The organism is Micromonospora trifolii (genome assembly GCF_022229005.1).
GTDB classification, from domain to species: domain Bacteria; phylum Actinomycetota; class Actinomycetes; order Mycobacteriales; family Micromonosporaceae; genus Micromonospora; species Micromonospora trifolii.
Genome location: NZ_JAKKFD010000046.1, coordinates 13,196 through 28,332 on the forward strand (window position 1 = coordinate 13,196; position 15,137 = coordinate 28,332).

Below are 15,137 nucleotides of genomic sequence, written 5' to 3' on the forward strand. Positions count from 1 at the left end.
GCGTGACGAGCGCTCCCGGACCGGTCGACCAGCCGCACCCCGCCCCCGGCGCTGTCCACACGGCGCCGGCCGACGGCGCTGCCGGTGGCACAGGCCCCGACGGCTTCGCTGCCGCCGGCTCGGTTCCCGCCGGCTCGGTTCCCGCCGGCTTCGGTCCCGCCGGCTCGGTCCCCGGTGGCTTCAGTCCTGGCGGCACGGGTGCGGAGGGTTGGCCGGCGACCCCGCCGGGTGGCTACCCGGCGCCTGAGCCGGACCGGCTGACCCGGTTCGTGTTGCGGCTCTACGAACGTTCCCCGCGCTGGGCGGTGCCGCTGGCCGCGGTCGGCTGTGTCGCCATCGGCATGAGCTACGCGTTGCTCAGCAACCCGACCTACGCCGACCCGGACGCCGCACCCACCTGCCTGCTCAAGTTGACCACGGGGCTGGACTGCCCGGGCTGTGGTGGCACCCGAGCGCTCTGGTACGTGCTGCACGGCGACCTGCCGGCCGCCGCCCGGCACCACTTCCTCTTCGTCTTCGCGCTGCCGTTCCTCGCGTACCTCTTCGTGGCCTGGGCGGGAAGCCAGGCGTTCGGTTGGCGACTGCCCGAGCTGCGGATCAGCTCCAAGGTCATCGGCGGTTTCCTGGCGGCGTGGCTGGCCTTCTCGGTGCTGCGCAACCTGCCCTGGGCGCCGTTCACCTCGCTCTACGTCTGACCGCGCCGCCGCCGAACGCGCCGCAGCCCGACCTGCCGCTGCCCGGGTGCGACCGGCGGGCGGGATGCGGGGCTCGGCCGTCATCCGCTGTTCGGGCGTCCTTTGGAGCTGACTCGTTTACGACATCACGGGCCCTTCGACGGCAACCACCGATGATCGACTCGGGTTCCTGGAAGTCGGGCCATCCACCCGACCCGGATGCCCCGACTTCCAGGAACCCGAGTCGATCGCCCCAGTGGGCGGCCGCACACTCGCGTCCGCGGCGCACGGCGGCCGAGCATCTCGCCCCAAGATCTCGCTCGATCTTCGATGTAGTGGGGTCGGGCACGACGGATGCCACTACATCCGTGAAGTTGCACGATCTTGCGAGGGCAGCGGCTGCCGGGCCGTTCGGGTCGCTCGGGTCGCTCGGGTCGCTTGGGCACCTTGGCGGCGCCCGGACCTCAGTCGTCGGCGCTTGGGCGGCCCATCCGCCGGGGCTGATGTCGCAAACGGTTCAGCTCCAAAGGACGCCGATGGGATTGTCCGCCCCGGCCTCGACGACGAAGCCCGGGCCTCGGACCTCGGAGCCGGACCCCGCCTCCCGGACCCCGCCTCCCGGACCCAACGCCGGGTCGTCGGCGGGTCCGCCGCCACCTGAGTGATCGACATTGCACGGGGCGCGCCTGAGTTGGGCCGGGCGGCACCCCACCACTACAGTCCCAGGAATGCCGGACATGGTGCAGCCCCAGGTCAAGTTGATCGCGTGGACTCAATTCGCGGCCCCGGACGACGTGCCGTGGTCGACCGACGCGGAGGGCGGCCAGGCGCTCGCCGAGTTCGCCGGTCGGGCCTGCTACCAGTCGTGGAAGAAGCCGAACCCGGCGACCGCCACCAACGCCGGCTACCTGGCGCACATCCTCGAAGTGGGCCACCTGAGCGTGCTGGAGCACGGGTCGGTCACCTTCTACTTCACCGGGGTGTCCCGCTCCTTCACCCACGAGCTGATCCGGCACCGGCACTTCTCGTACTCCCAGCTGTCGCAGCGCTACGTCCCGGAGCGGGACGCGGCCATGGTGGAGCCGGCCGTCATCGCCGACGACCCGGAGCTGCACAAGAAGTTCGTGGAGGCCGCCGAGGCGAGCGTTCGGGCGTACACCGAGTTGCTGGAGGGCCTCGAGCAGCGCTTCTCCGACGAGCCCAACCCGACGCTGCGCCGCAAGCAGGCCCGGCAGGCGGCCCGCGCGGTGCTGCCCAACGCCACCGAGACCCGGATCGTGGTCTCCGGCAACTACCGGGCCTGGCGGCACTTCATCGCGATGCGGGCCACCGAGCACGCCGATGTGGAGATCCGTGAGCTGGCCGTGGAGTGCCTGCGCCAGCTCCAGGGGGTCGCCCCGAACGTGTTCGCCGACTTCGTGATCTCCACGCTGCCGGACGGCACCGAAGTGGCGGCCAGCCCGCACGAGGCGTCCTGAGCCCTTCCCCGGCGGGCCCCGGCTGGTCGTCCGCTAGGTTGGAGGGTATGACGCACGACCACCTCGACGCCGCGGCCCGACCGGCGTCCCGCCCCTTCGGCCGGCTGCTCACAGCCATGGTGAGCCCTTTCACCCCCGACGGTTCCCTCGATCTCGACGGCGCCGCCCGGCTGGCGAGCCACCTGGTCGACGAGCAGGGCAACGACGCGCTGGTGGTCAATGGCACCACCGGCGAGTCGCCGACCACCACCGAAGCGGAGAAGGAACACCTGATCCGGGCCGTGGTGGAGGCCGTCGGTGACCGCGCCAAGGTGGTCGCGGGCGTCGGCACCAACGACACCCGGCACACCATCGAGCTGGCCGCCGCCGCCGAGAAGGCGGGTGCGCACGGCCTGCTGGTGGTCACGCCGTACTACAACAAGCCGCCGCAGAGCGGGTTGCTGCGACACTTCACCGCGGTGGCCGACGCCACCGGCCTGCCGGTGATGTTGTACGACATTCCGCACCGCTCCGGCGTGCCGATCGACACCGAGACGTTGGTCCGGCTCGCCGAACACGGCCGGATCGTCGCGGTCAAGGACGCCAAGGGCGACCTGACCGCCACCAGCTGGGTCACCAGCCGGACCAGCCTCGCCTTCTACAGCGGCGAGGACGCCCTCACCCTTCCGGCGCTGGCCGTCGGATGCGTGGGCGTGGTCGGCACCTCGACGCACTTCACCGGGGCGCTGACCGCACAGATGATCGAGGCGTACGACGCGGGGGACATGCCGACCTCGCTGGCCCTGCACCGGCGGCTGCTGCCGCTGTTCACCGGCATCTTCCGCACCCAGGGCACCATCCTGGTGAAGGCGGGCCTGGCGTCGCTGGGCCTGCCGGCCGGCCCGGTGCGACCCCCGCTCGTGGACGCCACCGACGACGAGATCGCCCAGCTGCGCGCGGACTTCGCGGCAGCGGGCCTGGAGCTGCCCGAATGAACGAACGACACGATGGACGTCGAGTAACGGCGTCGCAGAATGAGGTGGACGCGTGACCGAGGCGCACATCGAGGCGGAACTACCCCCGCCGCTGCCGGAAGGTGGCCTGCGGATCATCCCGCTCGGCGGGCTCGGCGCCATCGGTCGGAACATGACCGTCTTCGAGTACGACGGCAAGTTGCTGATCGTCGACTGCGGGGTCCTGTTCCCCGACGTCGAGCAGCCGGGTGTGGACCTGATCCTGCCCGACTTCGGGCCGATTCTGGACCGGCTGGCCGACGTCCAGGCGATCGTGCTGACGCACGGTCACGAGGACCACATCGGCGCGGTGCCGTACCTGCTCGCCCACAAGCCCGACATTCCGCTGGTCGGCTCACAGTTCACCCTCGCCCTGGTCGAGGCGAAGTTGGCCGAGCGGCGGATCCAGCCGTACACGCTGACAGTGCGGGAGGGCGGCCGTGAGCGGCTCGGCCCGTTCGAGTGTGAGTTCTTCGCTGTCAACCACTCGATCCCGGACGCCCTCGCGGTGGCCATCCGCACCCCCGCGGGCCTGGTGCTGCACACCGGCGACTTCAAGATGGACCAGTTGCCGCTGGACGGCCGGATCACCGACCTGGCCGGTTTCGCCCGGCTCGGCGCCGAAGGCGTCGACCTGCTGCTGTCCGACTCCACCAACGCGGAGATCCCCGGCTTCGTCACCCCGGAGCGGGAGATCGGGCCGGTGCTCGATTCGATCTTCGCGAAGGCCAAGGGTCGGATCATCGTTGCCTCGTTCGCCTCGCACGTGCACCGCGTGCAGCAGGTCTTCGACTCCGCCGCCGAGCACGGCCGCAAGGTCGCGCTGATCGGTCGTTCCATGGTCCGCAACATGGGCATCGCCCGGGACCTCGGCCTGCTCAACATCCCGGCCGGTCTGGTCATCAGCATCGACGAGGCGACCACTCTGCCGCCGGACGAGATCGTGTTGATGTCCACCGGTTCCCAGGGTGAGCCGATGAGCGCGCTGGGCCGGATGGCCAGCGGCGACCACCGGCACATCACGATCGCCCCCGGTGACACCGTCGTGCTGGCCTCCTCACTGGTGCCCGGCAACGAGACCTCGGTCTACCGGGTGATCAACCGGCTCGCCCGGGCCGGCGCGGTGGTCGTGCACAAGGACGTGGCCAAGGTGCACGTCTCCGGGCACGCCCCCGCCGGGGAACTGCTCTACCTGCTCAACGTGGTCCGGCCCAGCAACCTGATGCCGGTGCACGGCGAGTGGCGTCACCTGCGCGCCCACGCCCGGCTCGGCATCGAATCCGGGGTCGCCGCCGACCGGGTGGTGCTCTGCGAGGACGGCGACGTGGTCGACCTGGTCGAGGGCCGCGCGACCCTGGTCGGGCACGTGAAGAGCCGGTACGTCTACGTGGACGGCCTCGCCGTCGGTGACGTCAGCGAGTCGCTGCTCACCGAACGGCGGATCCTCGGTGACGGCGGTTTCATCGCCACCACAGTTGTCGTCGACTCGGTCACCGGCAAGGTGGTCGCCGGCCCGACGCTCTCCGCGAAGGGCTTCTCCGAGGACCCGGAGGCGTTCAACCCGGTGGTGCCGCTGGTCACCGAGGCGCTCAACCGGGCCGCGGCGGACGGCATCACCGACCCGCACCAGCTCCAGCAGATCGTCCGGCGGACCGTGGGGCGGTGGGTCAACGACAAGTACCGTCGTCGGCCGATGATCGTGCCCACCGTCGTCGAGGTCTGACCGCACGCGTCACGACGCCCGCCCGCACCTCGTGTGCGGGCGGGCGTCGCCGTCTCACGATTGGGCTCGCCGTTGCGGGTCAGTCGCGCCCGAGCCGGCGTCGCAGCAGCAGCAGTCCGCCGCCGACGGTCAGCAGTGACACGCCGATCAGGCCGTACGCGATGGTGGTCGTGCCGGTGCGCGGCAGTTCCGTTGCCTCCGGGGCGGGCGTGGCCGGTGGCGTGGTCGCTGGCGTGGTCGGGTCGGCCGCTGGCGCGGTGGTGGCCCCGCCACCCCCGGATCCGCCGCTGGTCAGGCGAAGCGTCACCGAGGTGTCCCGGTTGGTGTACCGGTTGGTGGGCGCGAGCCAGAGTCGAATGCTCGTCGTGCCGCCAGTGGCCGCCACCCTTACGTCGAAGCCGTCCGTGGCGCCGCTCGCGAGGCGGCGTTCGCGCAGGATCTCGCAGCCCACACCGTGCATCCGGCCCCTGCCGGAGCACCCCGGTGCGGTCACCCGCACCCCGTCCGGGGTGGCGACGTTCAACGAGTATCCGCCGATGTCGAACGCGCCGGTGTTCGTGACCCGTACCCGGAGGGTCGCGGCGCCGTCCACGACCGGGCCGGCGGTGGCCCGTAGCCGCAGTGTCGTGCGGTCCGGCCAGTTGATCCGAAAGTCGGTGGGTCGGTCCTCACGGCCAGTGGCATCCCTACCGGCAACGGAACCCCACTCGGTCACCCCGAAGACCGGCTGCGCGGCCGATGAGGTCACCGTCAGGCGGTACGTCCGATCGCCCCCGGCAGGCAGTTCCGCGCCGCCGCAGACCCAGGTCCTCGTCGCACCGTCGCCGGCCCGGCAGTCGCCGCCAGCGGTCAGGTCGGCATCCGGTGGCAGGCGGAGCAAGAAGAAGCCCTTCGCCGCTGTCCCACCCTCGTTGATGACCTTGACCTCCAGTGGACCCGACGGCTGCCACGGGTCGCCGCTGAGGAAGGCGATGTCGCCCCGGGCCAGGATCGTCGGCGCGGCGCTCCCGGCCGTCGTGCTCGGCGAGACGGTCGGTTTCGCAGCGGCGGCACCGGCAACGGTCGGGGTGGTGAGGGCGGACAGGGCGAGCACGGCGGCACCGAGAATGCCGGACCGGAGCGGGCGGTTCATGACGACTCCCGAGGGGGTGCGGTGGGCTGACGGCGATATCACCCCAGTGCCGTACTTCCGGTTGCGAGCTGTCGGAAGTCGTGCAGTCGCGCGGTGACTGCAACCGTTCGCGTCCCCGTCGGTTCAGGGCAGCGCGGCGACGGCCTCGGCGTACGCGACGCCGGTGGCGATGGCGGCGTCCATGAGGACCCGCAGTTGCGCCGGGGCGACCCCGTGCGCCAGGTCGGTGGCCACGTCGCCGGCCAGCACCAACTCGTCGCCGAGGTCGTGCGCGTACGCCTTGGGCAGCAACCGGTCGTGGTTCCACGCGTTGCAGAAGGCGTACACCTCGGCGCGGCGGGCCGCCGGCAGCCGGCGGTTGGCCATGGCGCGGGCGTGCAGCACCTCACCGCGCTCACCGGCCCGGCGGAACTGGATCACCGCACCCTCCCAGTGGCCGACCACTGTCTCGCCCTCGTCCACCAGGTACCGGTCGCCGCGCCCGTCGAGGATCGCGGTGATCATGCCGAGGGAGAGGGCCGACAACTCGCGTTCGCCCAGCTCAGCGCCGGCGCCGGCGTCGGGCCGGTCGGTGTCGGGCTCGTCGAGATCGTCGGGTTCGTCGTCGGTGGGCAGCGGAACCGGCGCCGCGAGTGGACGCTCGGCCAGCCAGGCGGCCATCCGGCCGGAATGGTGCCCGGTGCCGTTGCGCGCGTCGAAGCTGCCGGCCAATTCGCTGGCCACCCCGAGCAGCAACGCGCCGAGCGCGGCCAGGTCCAACTCGGTGGCCGTCCGCTCGCCGTACGCCGGGCGGGGCATCGTCCGCCCGCTCAGCCCGGCGTCGGCGGCCAGCCCGCAGACCAGTGCCCCGGCGGCGGCGAACTCCATGGCGGCGAGATCGTCGGTGGGCCGGTCCAACCGGGGCAGCTGCTCGGCCAGAATGGCCAGCCCGCGCTCCAGGTGCCCGCCCAGCGCGCAGAACCGCAGGTGCGCGGCGAGGTGCGGGAACGCCGCACGCTCCCGCCGGTGCCGGCGGTAGGCCCGCACGTGCGCCGTCGCCGCCCGCGTGGGCTCGCCGGTGCGCAGTGCCGGCAGCAGACCGGCGACCAGGTCCCGCTCGGGCTGGTCGGTGCAGGACTGCGGGTCGCCGTCGGATTCCGCCAGCTCGGTGACCGCGGCATTCCACTCGCCCCAGCCGGCCAGCAGCTCGGCACGCCGGGCCGAGGCGCAGCCCGGGCAGCCGCCGGCCGGGCCGGGCCGTTTCCCGGACCACCGCTCGTACCAGTGCCGGGCGGTGGGCTCGTCGCCCAGGTGATCGGCGATCCGGCAGTGCAGCTCCGCGACGGTCGGTGTGTCCGGACCATCCGCGCCGACGCGGTGCGCCAGGTCGTGCAGCAGGGACCGGGTCTGGTCCAGCCCGACCCGGGGGGTGCCGAGCAGCGCTTCCACCGCGTACCGCTGGTAGCGCAGCAGCAGCCCGGTCTCTGTCTCGGTGAGCAGGTCGGGTCGGTGGTCGGCGGCGGCCCGGCAGCGCCGGACCGGCTCGACCAGACGCCACCGCTCCCCGTGCAGCAGGTACGCCTCGATCAGCGCGAACCGCGCGTCCATCCCGGACCGGACGTCGCCGGCCGCGTCGGCGCGCTCGGCGAGTCGTTCCAGGGCCACCTGCCGGGCCGGGCCGTCGGGGAGGTCCCGGGCCTCGGCGAGCGCGGCCTCCAGCGCCGGTACGCGGCCCCGCGCCAGGCGGTCACCGGAGCCGGTGGGTGGCGTGCCGGTGCGGCTGCCGGTGAACTCGTCCCGGCCGGTCACGACGGCACCGCGCCGGGCAGTCGACGGACCGCCACGGCCAGCTGGCAGCCGGTGGAGATGCCACAGTCGAGCAGTTGGTCGAGCTGGTGTGGGGTCACGCCGCGTTCCAGATCGGTGATCACCTCTCCGTACACCCGGGCCCGACCGTCGTCGTCGACGTGCACGAACGCCTTCGGCCAGAGCCGGTCGTGGTTCCAGGAGTTGCAGAACGCGTACAGGTCGGGAACCCGTTCGATGCCGAAGGTCGGATCGACCATGGTGCGGATCTGGAGCAGCTCTCCGTCCCCGCCGACGCGGAGGAACCAGATCAGGTTGTCGTCGAACTGGCCCACCAACTCGCCGTCCGGGGTCGGGCCGGCGGACCGGCCACGGGCAGCGAGCACCGCGGCGACCAGTTCACCGGTCAGCGGACGCAGCGCGCCAGGGTGCCCGGCCAGCGGATCGTCCGGATCGCCTTCGGTTTCCGGCGACGCCATGGGGCATCCCTTCTGAGGCGGATATCACGACCGGCGGTGGGGTTCGTGTTATGACGCGCGGACACGACCCGGAAAAGCGGGGATCTGCCCGGCCCCACCGTTACCGTGACTCTATGGCGGGCCGTACCTCTCAGGCGAGCCGGCGGCGCGGCGCGTCGCCGCGCGGTGGCACCAACAGTCGTGCCCGTCAACCGGCGAAGAAGGCCACCCGGGCACCGGTCAGACGTCGCACCACGCCGCCCCGGCCCGGCCCGGCGGTCTACGTCGGCCGTGCGGTCGGTGCACTGTGGATGGGGCTGGCGCACGGGATGGGCTGGGCGGTGCGTGCCGCTGGCCGGCAGGCCGCCTCGGCCCGCGACCTCGACCCGGAGCACCGCCGCGACGGTGCCGGGTTGCTCATGTTCGGGCTCGCCCTGCTGTCCGCGGTGGCGTTGTGGCTGTCCGGAGCGGGGCCGGTGGGCGCGCGACTGGCCGACACGATCCGGCTGTTCCTGGGCGCGATCTCGGTGGTCGTCCCGGTGCTGCTGATGATCGGGGCGTGGCGGCTGATGCGTCAGCCGGCCGATCCGGAGCACCGGGGTCGTGGGTTGATCGGCTGGGGTTCGCTGCTGGTGTCGACCGCCGCGTTGCTCCAGATCGGTCAGGACCCGGTTGACCCGCTGGAGCGTGACTTCGCCGGCGGCCTGGTCGGTGCGGGCGTCGGTGGGCTGCTGGAACGGGCCGTCACCGCCTGGGTGGCGGTGCCGCTGCTCATCCTGCTGCTGCTCTTCGGCCTGCTCGTGGTGACCGCGACGCCGATCAACAAGATCCCCGAGCGGCTGGGTCTGCTGGCCGGCGGGCTGGTCGGCGCACCGGAGGCCGACGAGGAGGCGGACGAGGCGGCCGCCAAGCCGGCGCGGAAGCGACCGACGAAGCGGATGCCCGCACCACTGGACCCGGACGACTTCGAGGACCTGGAGGGCGCGGACCTCCAGGAGACCATGGTGCTGCCGCGCAAGTCTCCGGCGAAGGTCCCGGCGAGCCGCAAGCCGTCGGTCGAGCCGCCGGAGCACTCGCCCGCCCCGACCCGGGCCGAGCAGCTCGCGTTGACCGGGCTGGCGGGGGACTACACCCTGCCGCCGGCCAACATGCTCAGCGCCGGGGCCGCCGCGAAGACCCGCAGCAAGGCCAACGACGAGGTGATCGCCGCGCTGACCGGCGTGTTCGACCAGTTCGACGTGGACGCCGCGGTCACCGGCTTCACCCGTGGCCCGACGGTCACCCGCTACGAGGTGGAGCTGGGGCACGGCGTCAAGGTCGAGCGGATCACCCAGCTGTCCCGCAACATCGCGTACGCGGTGAAGTCACCGGACGTGCGGATCCTCAGTCCGATCCCGGGCAAGAGCGCCGTCGGTGTGGAGATCCCGAACACCGACCCGGAGAACGTGGCCCTCGGCGACGTGCTGCGCTCGCGGGCGGCCACCAGCGACCACCACCCGATGGTGGTGGCGCTCGGCAAGGACATCGAGGGCGGCTACGTGGTGGCCAATCTTGCCAAGATGCCGCACATCCTGATCGCCGGCGCCACCGGCGCGGGCAAGTCGAGCTGTCTCAACACCCTGCTGGTGTCCATCCTCACCCGGGCCACCCCGGACGAGGTGCGGCTGCTGCTGATCGACCCGAAGCGGGTCGAGATGACCGGCTACGAGGGCATTCCCCATCTGGTCACCCCGATCGTGACCAACGCGAAGAAGGCGGCCGAATCGCTGGACTGGGTGGTCCGCGAGATGGACATGCGCTACGACGACCTCGCCGCCAACGGGGTCCGGCACATCGACGACTTCAACCGCAAGGTCCGCAACGGTGAGATCAAGGCGCCGCCGGGCAGCGAACGCGAGATGCGTCCGTACCCGTACCTCTTGGTGATAGTGGACGAGCTGGCCGACCTGATGATGGTCGCGCCGCGCGACGTGGAGGACTCGGTCGTCCGGATCACCCAGCTGGCCCGGGCCGCCGGCATCCACCTGGTGCTGGCCACCCAGCGCCCCTCGGTCGACGTGGTGACCGGTCTGATCAAGGCGAACGTGCCGTCCCGGCTGGCGTTCGCCACCTCCTCCCTGGCGGATTCCCGGGTCATCCTGGACCAGCCGGGCGCGGAGAAGCTGCTCGGCCGGGGTGACGGGCTCTTCCTGCCGATGGGCGCCTCCAAGCCCGTCCGGATCCAGGGCGCCTGGGTCACCGAGCGCGAGATCGCCGACGTGGTGAAGTTCTGCAAGGACCAGCGCGAGCCGGAGTTCCGCAAGGACGTGCTGGCCCCCGCGCAGGAGAACAAGAAGAAGATCGACGAGGACATCGGCGACGACCTGGACCTGTTGGTGCAGGCGGTGGAGCTGGTGGTCACCTCGCAGTTCGGCTCGACCTCGATGCTGCAACGCAAGCTGCGGGTCGGTTTCGCCAAGGCGGGCCGCCTGATGGACCTGATGGAGACCCGGGGAGTGGTCGGGCCGTCCGAGGGGTCGAAGGCGCGCGACGTGCTGGTCAAGCCGGACGAGCTGGACGAGGTCCTGTCCGGCCTGCGCGGCGACGTGGACTGACCCACCCGCCGACCCCGGACACACGACGGGCCCGCCGGAATCCGGCGGGCCCGCGACGTGGGGGAGCGGTCAGTTGCTGATCAGCGCGGCGAAGACCACGAGACCGAGGATCGCGGCGACGACACTGGCCGCGGCGGCGTACCAACCCAGCGGCTTGTCACCGAGCACCGCGCCGACGACGCCCGCGATGACACCGAGCACGCCGAAGATGATCGGGTTGAGCAGCAGGGCCAGGACCGCGAAGACGAAGCCCACGATGGTGATGATGCGGGCGGCGTTGCTGCGGGGACGAACGGTGCTCGGCATGTCGGCCATGTCTTCCTCCTGTTGAGAGCCTGTGGTGACGGATCGATCACTACCCACTGTGGGCGCTGGCCACGCCTGTCGACGGGGCACCTCAATGGAAGATCTTGAGACCGATCACGCCGGCGACCACCAGCAGGAGACAGAGGATCCGGGGCAGGCTCGCCGACTCGCCGAGCGCCAGCATCCCGACCAGCGCGGTGCCGACCGCGCCGATGCCGACCCAGACCGCGTAGCCGGTGCCGACGGGAATGTCCCGCAGCGCGTACGACAGCCCGGCCATGCTCAGGAGCAGTGTCACCACGAACACCACGGACGGGATCAGCCGGCTGAAACCGGCGCTACGGTCCAGGGCGATAGCCCAGGCCGTCTCCAACAGTCCCGAGATCACCAGTACGAGCCAGGCCATCGTCCACCTCACCGGAAAGCGCCCGGGGCTGCCGCGCCGGGACGAGTCGAGTCTGCACGTCACGCGGGGCGTCTTGGCCTGACCGGGTACGCCCACCACTCGTCCGGAGCGGCCTCGAACATCCGGCCACCGGTGCCGACGCTAGCACCGACCCCGGTGGCGGGGCGGTGACCATCACCACGCTCCGTTGACCTGCACCTGACTTCAACTTGCAGTATCGCCAGTATGACCATGCTCTACGCCGACCCCGAGGTCGCCGCCGCGCTGGACGCCGCCACAACCGTCGACGCCATGCGCGCCGCCCTCCTGGCCGCGTACGAGGGACGGCTGATCGCGCCGCCCCGGGCCGCCGCGCCGCTCAGCGGCGGGCGGATGGTGCTGACCGCCGGGCACCTGGTGGGCGAGTGGTACGGCTTCCGCTCGTACGACACCTTCGGCCACCCGCAGGGCGAGCAGCTGGTGGTGCTGCACGACGCCCGGACCGGGGCGATCCGGGCGGTCGCCGTCGGCGAGGAGCTGGGCTCCCGTCGTACCGGAGGGTTGGGGGGCCTCGCGGTCGACGCGCTGGCCCGTCCCGACGCCGCCACCCTCGGGGTGATCGGCTCCGGCCGGCAGGCGTGGACCCAGGTCTGGGCCACCGCCGCCGTCCGCCCGTTGCGCGAGGTGGTGGTGCACAGCCGGTCCGCCGCTCGCCGGGATGCCTTCGCCGCCCGGGTCCGTGCCGAACTGGGCGTGCCGGCCCGCGCGACGGCCGACCCGGGCTCGGCCGTCGCCGGGCGGGACCTGGTGGTGCTGGCGACCACCAGCCCGACCCCGGTGCTCTGCGCCGCCGACCTCAGCCCCGGCACGCACGTCAACGCGGTCGGCTTCAAGCAGCGCGACCGCAGCGAGTTCGGCACCGACCTGCTGGACGCCGCCGACCTGCTGGTCACCGATTCGCCGGCCCAGGCGGCGGACTACCAGCCGCCGATGCTCGCGGCGACACCCCCGTACGCCGGGCGGTTGAGCGACCTGGGCGGCATCCTGGCCGGCGCGGTCCCCGGCCGGACCACCGCGGACGAGATCTCCGTCTTCTGCTCCACCGGCCTGGCCGGCACCGAGGTGTTCCTGCTCGACGCGCTGACCCGGGTTGGCGCCGGGGCGCGCTGACCGGAATGACGTTCGCCTCCCTGTCCACCGTCTCCGCAGCCCGCGTGCGTGGGGTTACCCGGCCGGCCCGGTACCCTCGGATGGTGTCTGCCACCTCTCCTTCTCCCGCTGACCACGCCGAGGGCCGTCGCGTCGCCCTGCTGACCCTGGGCTGCGCCCGCAACGAGGTCGACTCGGAGGAGCTGGCCGCCCGCCTGCACGCCGACGGCTGGCAGGTGACCACCGACGGCGAGGGCGCCGACGTGGTGGTCGTCAACACCTGCGGTTTCGTGGAGAAGGCCAAGCAGGACTCGATCCAGACCCTGCTCGCCGCCGCCGGAACGGGCGCCAAGGTGGTCGCCGCGGGCTGCATGGCCGAGCGGTACGGCCGGGAGTTGGCCGACAGCCTGCCCGAGGCGCAGGCGGTGCTGAGTTTCGACGACTACCCGGACATCGCCGCCCGGCTGAACGCCGTCGTCGCCGGCGAGCAGATCACCGCGCACACCCCACGGGACCGGCGCGAGCTGCTGCCGCTGACCCCGGTCGAGCGCCGCGACAGCGGGGTGTCGCTGCCCGGCCACGGCACTGTCACCCGCACCATCGTCGACACCGACGAGCACACCCCGGCGCACCTGCGCCAGGTGCTGCGCCGACGGCTCGACACCGGCCCGGTGGCCTCGCTGAAGCTGGCCAGCGGCTGCGACCGCCGCTGCGCGTTCTGTGCCATCCCGGCCTTCCGGGGGGCCTTCGTCTCGCGTACCCCTGACGAACTGCTCGCCGAGGCGGAGTGGCTGGCCAAGACCGGCGTACGGGAGCTGGTGCTGGTCAGCGAGAACTCCACCTCGTACGGCAAGGACCTGGGCGACCCGCGCGCCCTGGAGAAGCTGCTGCCGCAGCTCGCCGCGGTGACCGGCATCGTCCGGGTGCGGGCCAGCTACCTTCAGCCGGCCGAGACCCGGCCCGGGCTGGTCGAGGCGATCGCCACCACCCCGGGCGTGGCACCGTACTTCGACCTGTCGTTCCAGCACTCCAGCGAGCCGGTGCTGCGCCGGATGCGGCGTTTCGGCTCCACCGACCGGTTCCTCGAGCTGCTGGCCAGTGCCCGCGCCCTGGCCCCGGACGCGGGCGCCCGGAGCAACTTCATCGTCGGGTTCCCAGGCGAGACCCGCGCCGACGTCGACGAGCTGGTCCGGTTCCTGACCGAGGCCCGGCTCGACGCGATCGGCATGTTCGACTACAGCGACGAGGACGGCACCGAGGCCGCCGGCCTGCCCGGCAAGGTCTCCGCCGCGACGATCAAGCGGCGCTACGACCGGCTCAGCGCCCTCGCCGACGAACTCTGCTCGCAGCGGGCCGAGGACCGACTCGGCTCGACCGTCGAGGTGCTCGTCGACTCGATCGAGGACGGCGTCGTGGAGGGCCGGGCTGCCCACCAGGCGCCGGAGGTGGACGGTTCCACCACCCTTGTCGCCCCGGTCGAGGGCGGGGTCGACCTGGCCGCGCTGCGCCCGGGCGATCTGGTGCGCGCCACGGTGACCGGCACCGAAGGGGTGGACCTGCTCGCTGTGCCGGATGAGATGATCTCGGCGGCGCCCGGCGCGGCACGGTGACGGCGGGCCCGAGCGGAGCGGGGGACCCAGGTGGTGCGGTGCCGGGAACGCCACGGCGGCCCGAGCGGAGTACGGCGGTGACCGGGGCGACGGAGTCGACGCCGGGCCGGGTGGTGGCCGTGGTGCCCGTCGTCAACGCGGCCAACGCGCTGACCGCCCTGCGGCTGGTGCTGGTGCCGGTCTTCGGCGCCTCGGTGATCGTGTCCGGGATGACCCACGCCGGTTGGCGGATGGCGGCCTGTCTGATCTTCGCAGTGGCCTCGGCGACCGACCTGGTGGACGGCTGGATCGCCCGCCGCTTCGGGTTGGTCACCTCGGTTGGCAAGGTGGCCGACCCGATCGCCGACAAGGCGCTCACCGGCGCGGCGCTGGTGCTGCTGTCCTGGTACGACCAACTGCCCTGGTGGGTGACAGCGCTGATCCTCGTCCGCGAGCTGGGCATCACCGGGCTGCGGTTCTGGGTGATCCGGCACGGCGTGATCGCCGCCAGCCGAGGCGGCAAGGTCAAGACCGCGCTCCAGATCCTCGCCATCGCCTGGTACCTCTGGCCGATGCCGGCAGCGCTCGCCGCCGTCGGCCCCTGGATCATGGCCGCCGCCGTCCTGGTCACTGTCGCCACCGGCTTCGACTACATAGCCCAAGCCCTCCGCCTCCGCCGCCCCCGCTAACCGACCCCCCTCTCGCCCCCCACTTTTCCCGGTTGATCATGAGGTTATTGCCATCCGGGGCGGGGTGGTTTCTAAGGTTCAGTGCAACTGATCTTGGTTGTGCTGGGGGGTGTTGGTGGCCAGGCCGGGTGTGTTGACGTTCGGGCATCGGCAGGTGTTGGAGCATCTGTGGGGTGCGGGTGG

At 72.1% G+C, this 15,137-nt stretch carries 13 protein-coding genes and 1 riboswitch; of the genes, 8 read left to right on the plus strand and 5 right to left on the minus strand.

Translation table 11 applies throughout. The features are described 5' to 3' along the window. Nucleotides 1-2: 2 nt before the first annotated feature. The 4 genes from NIE79_RS26745 to NIE79_RS26760 all read left to right on the plus strand — a co-directional run bounded on the left by NIE79_RS26745 (nt 3) and on the right by NIE79_RS26760 (nt 4,867). Nucleotides 3-695, plus strand: a complete 693-nt coding sequence (locus NIE79_RS26745) for a DUF2752 domain-containing protein (RefSeq protein WP_238681202.1) — start codon at nt 3-5, stop codon at nt 693-695. Nucleotides 696-1,411: 716 nt separating this feature from the next. After that, nucleotides 1,412-2,152 (plus strand): FAD-dependent thymidylate synthase, encoded by a 741-nt coding sequence (gene thyX / locus NIE79_RS26750; protein ID WP_124816891.1) that lies wholly within the window; start codon nt 1,412-1,414, stop codon nt 2,150-2,152. Between the two features lie 47 nt (nt 2,153-2,199). Then, entirely contained in the window at nt 2,200-3,126 is a 927-nt protein-coding gene (gene dapA, locus NIE79_RS26755; RefSeq protein WP_238681203.1) for a 4-hydroxy-tetrahydrodipicolinate synthase, read from the plus strand. Nucleotides 3,127-3,178: 52 nt separating this feature from the next. Continuing rightward, nucleotides 3,179-4,867: a ribonuclease J gene (locus tag NIE79_RS26760; RefSeq protein ID WP_238681204.1), complete on the plus strand. Its 1,689-nt coding sequence runs from the start codon at nt 3,179-3,181 to the stop codon at nt 4,865-4,867. A gap of 79 nt (nt 4,868-4,946) precedes the next feature. On the opposite strand, the gene NIE79_RS26765 is transcribed toward NIE79_RS26760, so the two are convergent. From NIE79_RS26765 to NIE79_RS26775, 3 genes are all read right to left on the minus strand, one after another. Further along, nucleotides 4,947-5,999 carry an LPXTG cell wall anchor domain-containing protein gene (locus NIE79_RS26765; protein WP_238681205.1) on the minus strand — a complete coding sequence of 351 codons (1,053 nt, stop codon included), beginning with the start codon at nt 5,997-5,999 and terminating at the stop codon, nt 4,947-4,949. Between the two features lie 123 nt (nt 6,000-6,122). Beyond that, complete coding sequence (locus tag NIE79_RS26770) at nt 6,123-7,721, minus strand: type III secretion system chaperone family protein (RefSeq protein ID WP_238681212.1); 1,599 nt, start codon at nt 7,719-7,721, stop codon at nt 6,123-6,125. Nucleotides 7,722-7,783: 62 nt separating this feature from the next. Further along, nucleotides 7,784-8,263: a type III secretion system chaperone family protein gene (locus NIE79_RS26775; protein ID WP_238681206.1), complete on the minus strand. Its 480-nt coding sequence runs from the start codon at nt 8,261-8,263 to the stop codon at nt 7,784-7,786. 113 nt (nt 8,264-8,376) lie between these two features. Here NIE79_RS26775 and NIE79_RS26780 point away from each other — a divergent pair, with 113 nt between their 5' ends. Further along, nucleotides 8,377-10,836, plus strand: coding sequence for an FtsK/SpoIIIE family DNA translocase (locus NIE79_RS26780; RefSeq protein WP_238681207.1), 2,460 nt, complete (start codon nt 8,377-8,379; stop codon nt 10,834-10,836). Between the two features lie 69 nt (nt 10,837-10,905). Here NIE79_RS26780 and NIE79_RS26785 read toward each other — a convergent pair whose 3' ends face one another. After that, complete coding sequence (locus NIE79_RS26785) at nt 10,906-11,151, minus strand: hypothetical protein (RefSeq protein ID WP_238681208.1); 246 nt, start codon at nt 11,149-11,151, stop codon at nt 10,906-10,908. Nucleotides 11,152-11,233: 82 nt separating this feature from the next. Beyond that, a complete protein-coding gene (gene sugE, locus NIE79_RS26790) occupies nt 11,234-11,548 on the minus strand; it encodes a quaternary ammonium compound efflux SMR transporter SugE (RefSeq protein ID WP_091400443.1) in 315 nt (104 codons plus the stop codon). A gap of 62 nt (nt 11,549-11,610) precedes the next feature. Further along, nucleotides 11,611-11,681: riboswitch (guanidine-III (ykkC-III) riboswitch) on the minus strand. Between the two features lie 92 nt (nt 11,682-11,773). Between sugE and NIE79_RS26795 the strand changes: the two genes are divergently transcribed. The 3 genes from NIE79_RS26795 (at nt 11,774) to pgsA (ending at nt 14,954) form a co-directional block, all read left to right on the plus strand. Next, nucleotides 11,774-12,697, plus strand: a complete 924-nt coding sequence (locus NIE79_RS26795) for an ornithine cyclodeaminase family protein (protein ID WP_238681209.1) — start codon at nt 11,774-11,776, stop codon at nt 12,695-12,697. An 80-nt stretch (nt 12,698-12,777) separates the two neighbouring features. Beyond that, nucleotides 12,778-14,286: a 30S ribosomal protein S12 methylthiotransferase RimO gene (gene rimO / locus NIE79_RS26800; RefSeq protein WP_238681210.1), complete on the plus strand. Its 1,509-nt coding sequence runs from the start codon at nt 12,778-12,780 to the stop codon at nt 14,284-14,286. A gap of 77 nt (nt 14,287-14,363) precedes the next feature. Then, nucleotides 14,364-14,954, plus strand: a complete 591-nt coding sequence (gene pgsA / locus NIE79_RS26805; RefSeq protein WP_238681211.1) for a CDP-diacylglycerol--glycerol-3-phosphate 3-phosphatidyltransferase — start codon at nt 14,364-14,366, stop codon at nt 14,952-14,954. The last annotated feature ends 183 nt before the right edge of the window (nt 14,955-15,137 follow it).

Excerpts from the sequence above, each read along its gene's own strand:
- thyX (WP_124816891.1), top strand. The coding sequence starts at position 1,412 with ATGGTGCAGCCCCAGGTCAAGTTGATCGCGTGGACTCAATTCGCGGCC.
- dapA (WP_238681203.1), top strand. The coding sequence starts at position 2,200 with ATGACGCACGACCACCTCGACGCCGCGGCCCGACCGGCGTCCCGCCCC.
- NIE79_RS26765 (WP_238681205.1), bottom strand. The coding sequence starts at position 5,999 with ATGAACCGCCCGCTCCGGTCCGGCATTCTCGGTGCCGCCGTGCTCGCC.
- NIE79_RS26775 (WP_238681206.1), bottom strand. The coding sequence starts at position 8,263 with ATGGCGTCGCCGGAAACCGAAGGCGATCCGGACGATCCGCTGGCCGGG.
- NIE79_RS26780 (WP_238681207.1), top strand. The coding sequence starts at position 8,377 with ATGGCGGGCCGTACCTCTCAGGCGAGCCGGCGGCGCGGCGCGTCGCCG.
- NIE79_RS26785 (WP_238681208.1), bottom strand. The coding sequence starts at position 11,151 with ATGGCCGACATGCCGAGCACCGTTCGTCCCCGCAGCAACGCCGCCCGC.
- sugE (WP_091400443.1), bottom strand. The coding sequence starts at position 11,548 with ATGGCCTGGCTCGTACTGGTGATCTCGGGACTGTTGGAGACGGCCTGG.
- NIE79_RS26795 (WP_238681209.1), top strand. The coding sequence starts at position 11,774 with ATGACCATGCTCTACGCCGACCCCGAGGTCGCCGCCGCGCTGGACGCC.
- rimO (WP_238681210.1), top strand. The coding sequence starts at position 12,778 with ATGGTGTCTGCCACCTCTCCTTCTCCCGCTGACCACGCCGAGGGCCGT.